This is a genomic window from Pseudoalteromonas sp. Isolate3 (genome assembly GCF_022398505.1).
GTDB classification, from domain to species: Bacteria; Pseudomonadota; Gammaproteobacteria; order Enterobacterales; family Alteromonadaceae; genus Pseudoalteromonas; species Pseudoalteromonas apostichopi.
On sequence record NZ_JAKEVN010000114.1, the window covers coordinates 1 to 13,501 of the forward strand.

The 13,501-nt window shown below is 40.9% G+C and carries 11 protein-coding genes and 1 other RNA gene; 6 read left to right on the forward strand and 6 right to left on the reverse strand.

Translation table 11 applies throughout. The features are described from left to right. Positions 1-123: 123 nt before the first annotated feature. Positions 124-2,346 carry a TonB-dependent receptor gene (locus tag L1D46_RS17130; RefSeq protein ID WP_239977931.1) on the forward strand — a complete coding sequence of 741 codons (2,223 nt, stop codon included), beginning with the start codon at positions 124-126 and terminating at the stop codon, positions 2,344-2,346. 39 nt (positions 2,347-2,385) lie between these two features. Here the strand turns inward: L1D46_RS17130 and L1D46_RS17135 are convergent, their stop codons facing one another. Further along, positions 2,386-2,754: a hypothetical protein gene (locus tag L1D46_RS17135; RefSeq protein WP_239977932.1), complete on the reverse strand. Its 369-nt coding sequence runs from the start codon at positions 2,752-2,754 to the stop codon at positions 2,386-2,388. A gap of 49 nt (positions 2,755-2,803) precedes the next feature. On the opposite strand from L1D46_RS17135, the gene L1D46_RS17140 reads away from it, so the two are divergent. Together L1D46_RS17140 and ggt are read left to right on the forward strand one after the other, a co-directional pair. Then, on the forward strand, positions 2,804-3,364 hold the full coding sequence (locus L1D46_RS17140; protein WP_130051098.1) for a GNAT family N-acetyltransferase: 561 nt from the start codon (positions 2,804-2,806) through the stop codon (positions 3,362-3,364). 61 nt (positions 3,365-3,425) lie between these two features. Beyond that, positions 3,426-5,084, forward strand: a complete 1,659-nt coding sequence (gene ggt / locus L1D46_RS17145) for a gamma-glutamyltransferase (protein ID WP_239977933.1) — start codon at positions 3,426-3,428, stop codon at positions 5,082-5,084. Between the two features lie 63 nt (positions 5,085-5,147). Here the strand turns inward: ggt and L1D46_RS17150 are convergent, their stop codons facing one another. Beyond that, positions 5,148-6,350, reverse strand: coding sequence for an aromatic amino acid transport family protein (locus L1D46_RS17150; RefSeq protein ID WP_239977934.1), 1,203 nt, complete (start codon positions 6,348-6,350; stop codon positions 5,148-5,150). A gap of 405 nt (positions 6,351-6,755) precedes the next feature. Here L1D46_RS17150 and L1D46_RS17155 point away from each other — a divergent pair, with 405 nt between their 5' ends. Then, positions 6,756-7,661 (forward strand): DMT family transporter, encoded by a 906-nt coding sequence (locus L1D46_RS17155; RefSeq protein WP_239977935.1) that lies wholly within the window; start codon positions 6,756-6,758, stop codon positions 7,659-7,661. Positions 7,662-7,685: 24 nt separating this feature from the next. Here the strand turns inward: L1D46_RS17155 and L1D46_RS17160 are convergent, their stop codons facing one another. Further along, positions 7,686-8,564, reverse strand: a complete 879-nt coding sequence (locus L1D46_RS17160; protein WP_178927490.1) for an OmpA family protein — start codon at positions 8,562-8,564, stop codon at positions 7,686-7,688. 216 nt (positions 8,565-8,780) lie between these two features. Here L1D46_RS17160 and rnt point away from each other — a divergent pair, with 216 nt between their 5' ends. Beyond that, positions 8,781-9,461: a ribonuclease T gene (gene rnt / locus L1D46_RS17165; protein WP_130051102.1), complete on the forward strand. Its 681-nt coding sequence runs from the start codon at positions 8,781-8,783 to the stop codon at positions 9,459-9,461. Here rnt and L1D46_RS17170 read toward each other — a convergent pair. Next, positions 9,445-11,070, reverse strand: coding sequence for a FapA family protein (locus tag L1D46_RS17170; RefSeq protein WP_178927181.1), 1,626 nt, complete (start codon positions 11,068-11,070; stop codon positions 9,445-9,447). The two genes, rnt and L1D46_RS17170, sit on opposite strands and share 17 nt — an antisense overlap. 277 nt (positions 11,071-11,347) lie before the next feature. Between L1D46_RS17170 and ssrA the strand changes: the two genes are divergently transcribed. Continuing rightward, positions 11,348-11,706, forward strand: a transfer-messenger RNA (tmRNA) gene (ssrA, locus tag L1D46_RS17175). A 461-nt stretch (positions 11,707-12,167) separates the two neighbouring features. Here ssrA and L1D46_RS17180 read toward each other — a convergent pair. Together L1D46_RS17180 and L1D46_RS17185 are read right to left on the reverse strand one after the other, a co-directional pair. After that, positions 12,168-13,100: a hypothetical protein gene (locus L1D46_RS17180; protein ID WP_178927180.1), complete on the reverse strand. Its 933-nt coding sequence runs from the start codon at positions 13,098-13,100 to the stop codon at positions 12,168-12,170. Positions 13,101-13,115: 15 nt separating this feature from the next. Beyond that, a partial coding sequence (locus tag L1D46_RS17185) for a hypothetical protein (RefSeq protein WP_239977936.1) occupies positions 13,116-13,501 on the reverse strand: 386 nt, incomplete at its 5' end.

Here is a 13,501-nt window from a genome sequence, read left to right on the forward strand (position 1 = left end):
TATTTTCACAAAACTGACATATAATACCCCTCCAGAGGAAAGATGCTTATACCTAAGCGTCTTTTTTTATGCCTGAAATTTACGGGTAAAAATACACACACACGGTATCCTTTGGAGTTTTAATTGAAATTACGTCACCTCTCACAGTTAACTGTAGCTATTGTTGCTGCATTATCTACTTCAGCTTTTGCTGAGCAAGAAAAAACCACTGCTAAACAAGATGCTTTCGAAAAAATCGAAGTAACAGCGCGTAAGCGTACAGAAAGCATTTTTGAGTCGCCAACTGCAGTGACATCAATCGGCGAAAACCTGATTGATAAAGCGAACATGAGCAACCTAGAAGACATTGGTAAATACGTACCTAACCTAAACATCACTCGTTATGGTGTAGGTAATGCGGCCCATGCATCTGTATTTATTCGTGGTATTGGTTTACAAGACCACGTGATCACAACTGATCCGGGTGTAGGTGTTTACTTAGATGGTGTTTACCTAGGTCGTCAAATGGGCTCAAACTTATCATTACCAAATGTTGAGCGTGTAGAGGTATTACGTGGTCCACAAGGTACCTTGTATGGTCGTAACACGTTAGGTGGTGCAGTAAATATTATTACTAAGCAACCTGGTGACGAAGGCATTGTAACGACAACGGCAAAAGTAGGTAGCCGTGGTCGTTTAGCCGGTGACGTTTACTTTAATAACAGCCTTACCGACACTGTAAGCATGTCTGCAAGCGTGTCTTATAAGCAACGCGATGGTGTAGGTGAAGCGATTAACCTTGCTAACCCAGAAAAAGAAATCGGTGAAGAGCAAGAACTAAGCGGTCGTATGGCGCTTAAATGGCAAGCAAGCAGCGATTTATCTTTTGTGTTCTCTGTTGATGGTGTTGATAACGAGTCAGGCCAATCGCCATATACAATTGAATTAACCGCGCCACTGGATCCGAATGACCCATTCAATGGTGATTTTCCATTGCTAACAGAAGATATGTTACCAAGCGATCCTGATGACTTAGCATCAACGGTAGCGGGTATTGAGTCGACAGCCTACTCAGGCTGGGGGTCATCTTTAACAGCTGATTGGGACATAAATAATACTTACACAGCTAAGTTCATTACCAGCTACCGTAGCTCAGAGTATGAAGGTGGTCTGGATGATGACGCTGTTGCTCTTAACTTATCTGAATTCCCTGAAGAAGGCGGCGCAGATCAATATTCATTCGAAATCCAATTAAACGGTAGTTTTGATAATATGGATTTTGTATCTGGCTTATACTTCTTTAATGAAGATGGTTTCACAAGCTCTGGTCCGTTTGTATTTAGCCCGTTTAATACACCAGATGGCTTTCTGAATGATGGTACTACAGCGTCGTTTGGTGATTACGGTTACTTTGATATTAATCAAGAGACTAACTCATACGCGGCTTATATTAATTCAAGTTATGATCTAAGCGACGATTTAACTGTAGGTGGTGGTCTACGTTATTCGAAAGATAAAAAAGAAGCCGATGCTTTGTTCCCAACCTTTGCGGCACGTAAATATGTAAGTGCAGATTTTGATGCAGTAACATGGGATTTAAATGCATCGTACCAGCTTAGCAATAACATGAACGTGTATGGCCAAATCCAAAAAGGTTATCAAACAGGTGGTTTCCCACCGCGTCCATTTGGTGGCCCTGATCAATTTGTTTCTTTCGATGAAACAAAAGCGATTAACTATGAGCTAGGCCTTAAAGGTCAGATACATGAAGACGTATCTATGATGCTTGCTGTGTTTGTTACTGACTACACAGACCTTGCATTACCATTCTCAGATCCAACTGCAGGTGGCGGCTTTGTTACTATCGTAGAAAATGCGGGTGAGTCTAAAGCACAAGGTATTGAGCTTGAGACAACTATCGCATTCACTGATGACTTTACTCTACGCAGCGCAATTGGTTACCTAGATTCAGAAATTACAGAAGTTGATGACGGTGTATTGGGTATTGGTAAAGGTGATTCACCAGCACTAACACCACGTTGGACTGTTATGGTCGCACCTTCTTATTTCATTGATTTAAGTAACGGTGGCACAGTTGCTGTAAACGCTAACTACTCATACCGTAGCGATATGCAAGGCCAATCAGTTTACAACCAAAGTGAACACATTGATTCTCGTGAATTAGTAGGTTTTAATATCTCTTACTTAAACCCGAATGGTGACTTTGAAGTAACTCTTTACGGTGAGAACGTGTTAAACGAAGTATACGATGTGGGTCGTTTACAACAATCAGGTTTTGTTGGTGTAATGCGCAGTAATGACCGCAGTGAGTTTGGCTTAAAATTCAAAAAAGAATTTGAGCTTTAATTGATACAAAAAAGGGCAAGTAAATACTTGCCCTTCTTTTTAATTATTTTTCTCTTGCTCGCGTTTTTCGCGTGCTTCTCTTAATTCTTCAGCCAGTTCTTTTGCTTTTTGCTTGGTTTTTTCAGAAAGCTCACCAGCAGCTTCTTTGCTTTCAATCCATGCATCTAAGGCAATTTCTTTACCGTCGTCATACATGCTCAAGCCCATCTTTTTACTCTCTTCGAGTAACTCTTGCAGCGAGTCGTCGTTAAACTCATTGGTGGCGTCTTTTACATCGCTCCAAGCATCGGTTAGCGCCTGCTTTACTTCATCTTTTGCTTCGTTGGCATCTTTTTTGGCTTGCTCTGCATCATCACAACCCGTTAAGGCAATACAGCCAAATAAAACTAAGCTTGCTAATTTTTTCATATTTTTCTCTAATGGTTAATCAACTATTAAGCAGTATAAGCAATAAAAAATGAATATAGCTAGAACAGCACGATTAAGTTTTCGGTTAATGGATGAAAATGATGCCGATCTACTTTATGAACTCGATAACGACCCTGAGGTAATGAAATATTTAACTCGTGGCAAAGTAAGCAGTATGGAGACAATCAAAGAGGTATTTATTCCTCGTATGAATGCTTATCGAAATGAGCAAAAAGGGTGGGGGCTATGGCAAGTAAATATCAACGACAGCGATACCTTTATCGGTTGGGTATTAGTAAGACCTATGGGTTTCTTTGAACAGCCTGATTTCAGCGATTTAGAAATTGGTTGGCGCTTTAAGCAAATGAGCTGGGGCAAGGGATATGCATCTGAGGCAGCACTAGCTGTTGCGCATACGGTGTGTCAGGACCCTGTAGTTAAATCGCTTTCAGCGACTGCATTGAAAGAAAATGTAGGGTCTATAAAAGTGATGGAAAAGTTGGGTCTAACTCATGTAAAGGATTATATGCATAATGATGAGCATGGCGACATACCAGCTGTACTTTATTCGTGTTTTAAAGAGCAGCTTGGGCAAGTTAATCGTAACTAATTGACCTTAAGGGTTACACATGTCTAAATGGTCAAAATAACATCAAGAAAAAGGAAGTACCATGGCAAATTTAGTCAAATACGCGGCACATCTATTCATCGTTACCGCGATATTCTTTCATCCGTTAAGCTTTGCAAAGCAAGCAGCTGTCGCTATGCCAGATAGTTACAGCAGTGATACTGCACGCGCTATTTTAGAGCAGGGCGGTAACGCTGTTGATGCTGCAATAGCTGCACAATTTGTATTAGCTGTCACCCTGCCTGAAGCAGGTAATATAGGTGGTGGTGGCTTTATGCTGATCCAAAAAGATGGCACAGGTGATTTTATTGATTACCGCGAAACAGCACCTGCTGCAGCTCATCGCGATATGTACCTTGATGATAAAGGCGATGTTATTGACAACATGTCGGTATACGGTATTCACGCAAGCGGTGTTCCGGGAAGCGTTGCTGGTATGTGGCTTGCACATCAAAAGCACGGCAGTTTAGAGTGGAAAACTTTGCTAGAGCCTGCAGTTAAGTTAGCAGAACAAGGTTTTGTGGTACATCCCAAATTAGCCGCCAGCATTGAGCGTTACATTAAGCGCATGGCTAACAAGTCGGTCAACATTAACTTTGCAGATTACTTTGCTGATGCCAAAGCAAACAAGGTATTCAAGCAGCCGGAACTTGCCGCCACACTGAAACGTATTCGTGATCAAGGTAAGGCTGGCTTTTATGAAGGTGAGACTGCAAAGATCATTGCTGATTTTATGAAGCAACATGGCGGTATTATTAACGAGCAAGACTTAAAAGCCTATCAAGCTAAATCACGTACACCAATCAAAGGCAATTGGCGCGGTTACGAAGTGCTCACATCGCCACCGCCAAGTTCTGGTGGTATTGCTATTTTACAGTGGCTAAAAATGTATGACCTTGCAAAGCCAAAGGAAAATCTTGAACACAACTCTACAGCGTATGTACATATTTTGGCTGAAGTAGGTAAACGCGTGTTTGCTGATAGAGCTGAATATTTAGGTGACCCAGATTTTTATGAAGTGCCAAAAACAGCTCTACTTGCAGATGATTACCTTGCTAAACGAGCAAGTACAATTCGCCCAAATGTCATTTCAACAACCGAGAATATCAAACCAGGTTTGCATGAAAGCGAGCAAACAACGCATTTTTCCATTATTGATAAATGGGGCAATGCAGTCGCTAATACCACGACGATAAACCTTAGCTTTGGTAGTGGTGTGGTTGTATCGGGCGCTGGTTTTATTTTGAATGATGAAATGGACGACTTCAGTGCCAAACCAGGTGTGATGAATGTATTTGGTGCAATTGGAGGCAAAGCTAACGAAATTCAACCTCATAAACGTATGTTAAGCTCAATGACACCGACCATTCTACTTCAAGATAATAAAGTTAAAATGGTAACTGGCTCTCCGGGTGGCACCACGATTATTAGCTCTGTGTATGAGTCTATTTTAAATGCGGTTGAATTTGATATGACTGCAGAGCAAGTGGTAGACAGCCCACGCTTTCATCACCAGTTATGGCCTAAAAATGTGATTAGATACCACACAGGTCTTGAACCAAAGGCTGTTAAAGCCCTAGAGAAAATGGGTTATACACTTGATGAACGCCATTTTGGTGATATGCATGTAATCATCAATAAAGACGGTAAATTAGATGCGGCATCTGAAGCATCTGGCCGTGGTAAGGCGATGGTGTTTTAATTAAACTTTAAACCAGACACAAAAAAAGCACCCGAGGGTGCTTTTTTCGATTTGATGAGCTGTTTAACCAATAGCTGGAATAAGCCCCGCCATTTGTAAACCTTGAGCACTAATAATAAGCACACCAAACAGGGCGGCGAGTGCTAAACCAATATTACCGCCTTTAACTTGGTAACCCGCATCAGGTTTGCTGCTTCGTTGCTTATAGACCATAGCAACCGGTAAAAACACCGCTAAGATAACCAGTGCAATGGCGGCGTAGCCAAGTGCCATTATAAACCCTTGTGGATAGAATAGCGCAAAGCCTAGTGGTGGAATAAAGGTGATCAAGGCGGTTTTGATTCGATCTTTACTGCCATTACCTTTTTTAAATGCATCAGCAAAAAAGTCGAATAAACCTAAACTTACCCCTAAGAAAGACGTAGCTAATGCTAAATCAGCAAAAATGTTCACAGCAGTGGCAACATGTGGGCTGTGAGCAATGCTAGCGACACTGCTAACAAACCCAGGTAAACCTTGGCTTTGAAGTAAATCGCTTTGACTCATCATACCTTGGCTTAGTAATTGCCAAAAAATATAAATCACTAAAGGCAGTGCTGCGCCTGCCACCATCACTTTACGAAGTGTTTTAATATCTAAACCAACGTATTTCACAATCGACGGAATAGAGCCATGAAAACCAAACGAGGTAAACACCACCGGGATTGCAGATAAAATCAGACCTTGTTCAATCGGCATTTCAAGTAAGTGTTGGCCATGCACATAAGGCGTCAGCATGTAAAATAAGCTGGCTAATACACACACTTTAATCGTGAACAGTACGCGGTTAAGCTTATCAACTTTGCTGGTACCGAGTGTAACCACCGTACCAATCACAATAGCCAGAATAACCGAGCCAACTTGTGGCGCTAAAGAAAGCGATAAACCATTGTTGAGCTTTTTTTGTAATTGTGCGCCGCCACCTGCGATATACGCGGCGCATAATGCGTAAAACAAAAACATTACTGAAAAGTTTGCCACCCATTGCCCACGTTTACCTAACCATGATTTAGCTAACGTATTGAGGGTTGCATCTCTGTCGGCATATTGATGTAGCTCTAGCATCAGTAATGCTGTGTAGGTCATTAAAACCCAAGTTAAAAAGATGAGTGATAACGCTGTTGTGAAACCAAGCCCAGCAGAGGCTATAGGCAATGCCAGCATCCCTGCACCTATGGTGGTGCCAGCAACAATTAACATGCTACCTATTGTTTTATTTTTAAGCACTTTATGACCCTTAAACTTCGTGAGAGGCAAGCAAGATATAACTTGTTTAACAAAACTTAAATAGTTTTGTTATAAATCAAAGAAATTAAATGTAACCTATGATTTACATGTGCAAACAGGCTGTTGAAATCAGCAAAGCACTTTTTGCCAAATAGCATGAGTATTAGTGTTGACAAAATCACCATTTAGGCGGATTCTTAAACTTCTTCAACTTACTTTTTAAATACCATGATGCAGCTAAACCAACGACCAACAAACAATTGTATGCGCCTGACTTCGTCAGTCGTGTGGTCTGTTATGTGCTGCGGTTAATTAAGTAAGTATTACTAACCGCGTTCTAAGCGGTTGGTTATTTCCCTTTTAAATTCTCTTCCGCTTTTTTCGCCTTTTTAAAGGAATAAGCTTGTGCCTGTTAAAGCCTCATATTTTTTAATGGTGGTGATTTGGTCAACAACACCACTGGGTATTGTTTGGAGTAGTGAAACGGTAGCACCAAGCCTGGCTGTGTTTTTACGCATGCTGGTGGGGCTGGTGTTGGCTTCGTTTGTCGTTGCTGTAGCCAATATTCGAGTACCTTGGGATCGGCGTGCTTTATTCCTTTATGGCTATTCAAGCATAGGTATTTTTGGTGGTATGTTATTAAGCTACATGGCTGCTAAAACTGTGCCTTCAGGCTTAATATCATTGATGTTTGGCCTTGCACCGATTTTATCGGGCTTACTTGCGCAAAAGATTCTGAACGAGCCTAAGTTTAGTGCCATTAAGCTTAGCGCACTTGGCTGTGCCTTAATTGGTTTGTTTTTAGTGAGCCAACGCCATATTCAAGGTGGAGTAGAGCAGTTAAGTGGCCTGTTATATGTGTTTATGGCAGTGTGCTTTTTTAGCTTAAGTGGTGTGATGATCAAGCGAGTAAGAATAGCCATTCACCCAATGGCTACAACATTTGGTGCTTTGGTATTTGTAACCCCACTGTTTTTTATTACTTGGTTGCTTGTCGATGGTCAACTAAATAGCCAAGTATGGAGTGCAAAGTCACTGTACTCAATTGTTTACTTAGGCGTGTTTGGTTCATTAATAGGTGCGCTGGCTTATTTTCATGTCTTGCAAAAGTTGAACGCCAGCACAGTAGCGTTAACAACTTTGATCACGCCAAGTTTTGCAATCGCGATTGGTGGTTTGCTTAACGCTGAACCAATTGACCAAGCACTGATTGTTGGCGCGACAATCATTATGGTTAGCCTAGCGTTTTTTCAGTTTGGCGATAAGTGGCTAAAGCGCTTTAAACGCGTGAAGTCGGTAGAAATAAGTTAAGGCGAGTAGCCGCTACGGCGGCTACTACATTTTTGCAATTTGAATGACTAAACGACGGTTTTTGTTTCGGTCTAAAATGTTGTCATTGCTGGCGACATGGCGCTTTTCACCGTAACCATCGGTATCTACTTTGCTTTCATCAATCCCTAAACTAACAATGTAATCTTTAATGGCCTTCGCGCGTTTTTTCGATAACTCTAGGTTGTTCCAGCGACCACCGTAGCTATCGGTGTAAGATGATATTGAAATAGATTCAATGTTGGTGTCGTACTTTAAGTACTCGCCAATTTTATCCAAGCGTTTTTGCGATGATTTAGTTAGCTTGCTGGTATTAGGTTCATAATTCATGATTGTGAACGAAATATCCTCAAAGCTGTATGGCAGCATAGCATCTCGGCATTGTAAAAACGCCCAATATGCTTGTTTAAAGTTAACACTCGATAAGCCAACGGCAATTTTATCGGCACTGTTTTGCCAGTCTTGGTAATAAAATGTAGGTTGATAACCTTTTTCAAGTTCGGTAAGCATTTCCCAAGCGGTTTTATTGCCAAGCTCGCCATCAAACTTACGTAATAGCTTCATATTCGCCAAGTCGCGAGCAGGCATTCCTGCACGCCAACTAGGAGGTACAGCTTTTAGACCTGCAATACTGTAGTTGTCTGGGCGTACGACCATATCAAGGTTAAAGTTTACGTCTTTATTTTTACTGGCAGTGGTGCTGAAAATTGCTTCACCATAGTAAGGAACTTCATGATTTAATTGGCATTCTAAGCGAGATGTTTTAACCATTTGCCAGTTCGACATATCAGCATTAGCGGTATATTCACGCATGGCTGCATGCGCATTTATACTTGCAACTGAGGTTAATAGGCCTAGGCTTAAAGGAAGTAATGAAAGCTTCATCACGGTAATTCTCCAACAAATCATCAATGCCAAATAATTGGCAATTTTTGTGTTTAATAGCATAAGAACACTAAACACTGGGCTAGCTGATTATTTTAAAGCAAGTAATGTGCCTAAAAGCTAAGTAAGAATCTGCGATTTCACACTATTTACTCTAGCAGAGTAGCCGTGGTTTTTGACATAATAGCCAGCTTACACTGGCAAACCAAGAAGACTATGGAAAATACTGAACAAACTCTTTTCGCAAAACGCTTTCGTGGCTTTTTTCCTGTTGTGATTGATGTTGAAACCGCAGGTTTTAACAAAGAGACCGATGCGTTATTAGAAATTGCTGCATCTGTACTTAAAATGGATGACGATGGCGTGTTAAGTATTGATCATACTGTGCATTTTCATGTTGAGCCATTTGAAGGCGCTAATATCGAACAAGCAGCCATTGAGTTTAATGGTATTGACCCTTTCTCTGCACTTCGTGGCGCTGTACCTGAGGAAGAGGCGATTAAAGAAATCTGCAAAGTAGTGCGTAAGGCACAAAAAGCAGCAGGTTGTCAGCGTTCAGTTGTAGTGGCCCATAATGCAGCGTTTGATCATGGCTTTTTAAATGCAGCAATTGAGCGTTGTAAAATTAAACGTACGCCATTTCATCCATTTGTTAGCTTTGATACCACATCACTTGCGGGGCTTGCATTGGGTCAAACTGTTTTAGCCAAAGCGTGTAGAACTGCCGGTATTGAGTTTGACAATAAACAAGCTCACTCAGCACTTTATGATACCGAGCGCACAGCAGAATTGTTTTGTTTAATTGTAAACCGCTGGCAACAACTAGGTGGTTGGCCATTGCCTGAAACTGAAGCAACAGAAGAAGAGCAAGACTCAGCCGCTAAAACGACTGAGTGATCTTTCCTTCAAAAAACCGCACCATATTAGGAGGGTAAATACGTGAAAACTGTTTACTCTCTTGCGCAATCTTAAGTTCCACCCCAGGATGCATTAATTCATTCACTTTTAAACGACTTGTTGCTAATAAGCGGGCAATCTTAGTTTTGACTAAGTGTTTCTTTTTCTTTGTATTTGCCGATTTTATTTTAATCTGCTGCTCGCTGGCTGTGATCTTATTAATATAATGAGCACGCTGGGCTGGGTCTGATATTTTATTGGCTTTTTTTCGCGCTTGTTGTAAAGCAGCTGCTTTCGTTGCTAATAACTTTTCAAAATCATTAATTTGTTGCTGCTTCTGGCGTAAATCATGCCAGTACTGAGCAATGAATACTCGTGTTTTAGTACCAGATGGTGCCCCGAGCTCGCCAGTTTCAATTCGCATGGCATCTAAAATATTACCCCCAATAATTTTGCCTCGCGGATTGTTGGCTTTGCCAACACGAATTAGGCGGCGAGCGCTTAAATCACAATGTAAGGCTTGGCGCTCGATGAATAAATCTTGCTCTGTTTTTATATGGCAGTACTGAGCATAACCAACAGAAATAGTGCGCGAAGCCGTTATGTTGCAAGTAAAATTTTCGACGTTCTCACGTTTTCTACCAACAGCCCCTAGCATAACGGTGACTTCACTTTTACTCTCAATTGTGGCTGATTCAACAAAACCTAATACGGTGATATCACCCGTGGCTTTAACTCGCATTCCATCTTTTACATCACCACTGATAATGACACTGCCATCAAACTCCACATGACCAGTACTTACATCAACATGATGAAAACACAATACATCATCAACTCGCATACCGCGGGGTAGGGCAACAGGCACACCCTTAGCATCGGCAATCAGCATATCACTATTATTTGGATCAATACGCGTCCCTTCGAATGGCTCAAGGGGGAAGTCTTTACCGGGTTTTGCAGGCATTACATCACCAAATACCGTAAAGCCATCTTCACCGGGTGTTGCAGCAACTCTTTGCATCAATGGCGTGCCAGGTTTAACGGTAATAATGGCACCCAAATTACGCATGTCGACTTTACCGCCAGAGGTAGCTTGTGGGCTCAGTACGCGGTCTTGTGCTGTTGAGCATAAACGAACGAATTTAGCATCAGTGCCTTCTTTGGGCATTCTGCCATGGGCTACTATTGCGCTGTAATGCGCGCCTGGTGGTTGTTTAAATTGTTGGCCTAAGAATGTATCGAGGGCGCGCATACTAATGCCTTTAATAACACCTGCTTCTGCAAGTACCTCTTGAGCCATATCCATACTTACAATTTGACCGCCACGCGCCGTTGTTAGATTTGCTTCAACCACCATGTTTTTAGCATCAACTTTAACTTCAAGATGAGCATCAACCGCTTTAGCAACTACCAAAGATTGGGTTTGATATTGGCTGCTCGGTGTAAACAACTTGCCAATATTAGCATCAATATATTCGTAGCTGGCATAAGGAGACTGCTCAAGTAATTCAATTAACTGAGTACTGGTAGTAGGAAAACCCGCATCTCGAGGATGCTCACACAAAGAGACATAGCCACTTTGTTCATCGAATGAAAACATCGACATCTGAAAAGCCCTGTAAAAAACTGCCTGTTATTATAGTTATGTGTTGTTACAGGTTATTTTAGAGAAGGGTAACAACGTTTCCTATTTCAGCACAACTTTTGTACTATGTTAAGATAATGTATGCATTAAATGTAAAAATATGTATAAAAAGAGACTTTTCTTGCTTAAAAATTCAGCATCTAAAGGCACTTAGCAAAAATTTCCCGATTAATACCTTGAGTATGAATAGGCTACTCAGTTATACTGCGTGAACACTCTGAATGAGATACTAAATTCAGGGGCTGATTAGGATTCGACGGAATTCAAGACGCCCGAGGTGCATGTCGAGGTGCGGTTGGCCTCGTAAAAAAGCCGCAATTTAAAGTAATCGCAAACGACGATAACTACGCTCTAGCGGCATAATAGCCCGCTAGCACTTCTCCGGTGTATGTCTGTGGACCCGGTTCTGAAGTGTCACCCTACACGGACTCGCTACGGAAACCCTGGCCGGGGTTGAAGGGCTAAAACTAAGCGGCCTCGCCTTTGCAGATCGTGTTCGTCCGAGCTGTATAAGGTTAACTAAAAGACGATACTAAGCATGTAGTACCAAAGGTCGAGGCTTTTCGGACGGGGGTTCAAATCCCCCCAGCTCCACCAAATATGAAAAAGGCTGCTCTCAGAGCGGCCTTTTTTATTACGCGATTTTCAAAGTATCAATTTTACTTAGCCTTAGGCAATTATTAAACCTTTATTAGAAGCCGCTTTTGCTCTGTCAAAAATCCAATTTTTTCTAGCAGTATTTATTACGACTCTAATTACAAACTTTATTGTTACATATTCAACGGCTTCAGAATTACAGGGGAGAATTTGACCAGAAAGTTTGTTGTTAGACTTAGCTTGTTAAAAAAGCACTTTAGATTCCTAAAACCATTTTATCAGCACCAACTAAGTAATTCATTAACCTTCTTCTGCTCTAAGGTGGATGAGATGAGCTCGCCTGATAGAGGGAGGGCTTTTAGAACAGTCAATTAAGCCTTTTTGCTGAAAGATATAAAATCGCCCTGACTGATTTATGTCAAATCATAGCCAGAGCGATGTCATTATACAACTTTATTTAATTAGTAGATTCTTTTGAAGAATACGTCGACTACATCTATTTGTTCACCAGATTCTTTTATAGCTTTTGACCAGTAAAGTAATCTGTTTCCCTCTATCACGACATCACGTTTCTTGAATTTCAACTTAAATTCTTTGATGCCATATTCACCTGGTTGAGATAGCTCACCTTCTTGAGTAATACCGTCGGAGTTTACATCGTTCCAAAGCAACAAACTCCCCCATATACGATCTTTACCACTTATAACACCATCGGTGTTACCCCCGAACTTTTTCTGGTCGTACTGCTTTAATGCTTTGAACCCATCTTTGGCAGTTTTACCACTATTAAGAAGTTCAGTTCCCTCACCAAATAGCTCGGAGCCGTCATCAATAATACCGTTGCTATTCTCATCAATCGCCAAAAATACATCATCACTGCCCTCAGCTATCCATTGAAATGCACTGAAGTGACTCGAGTTAAATAGGTCAAATGTAACTCCAGTATTTGTGGAAGAAAAATGAAATCCATTATTTCCCAAATCTATCAAAAGAGGACTACCGTCCGGCCCACAATCACTTTCCGCATTAGCTAAATTATCAAAATGATTGCTATAGCTAAATACAATTGGGCCAACAACATTTTTATCTTTGTTGTCGCAAGTTTCCCCTTGAGCACCAGTTATTGGAGCTAGGGCATCTGAAGAAAGCTTATTTTTAACTATATATCCCCTTGTTATCCCATTACTAAATGTTGCAATGATAGTATCGCTATTATTGATAACGTTCCATGTGTATTGTTGAACAAAATATCGCCTGACTTCATTTGCATCACTATATATTTCGCCTGTATAAGGGGCTTCAACATCCACTCTGTATGTTTTCGCTGCATATGTATTGAATGCACACAAAACTATCAGTAATAAAATTAATTTTTGAGCTAATAAATCCATCATTTTTTGTTATCCTTTTCAATGTTTAATACAAATATTTTCGTTAAGAGGTTGCCAGTCTCTAAATAATTCCAGATTTGGAATTTCGATTGTATTACTAAATCCTAAGCTAGTTCGTTCTTCCCTCCATTCCGTAATAATTCCTTCAATTTCCTCGTTAAGCTGAACAGGTAATTCAAAAGGTTTTTCCACCCCTGCAACCTCCGCGTATCCAGGTGAAATGATTAATGCAGCATAACTATAAGCTTCTGATTTTAAATTTAGTTCCTTGAGCGTAGTTTCATCAAAATCGTCCCCAAATCTTGACTCTATTTTAAAAGTATCAGAATATGCAGACAATGCTAATACGGCGCCATTTACAGAAGCACGCCATAACCATTTCCGTGCTTTTACTATTATATTTT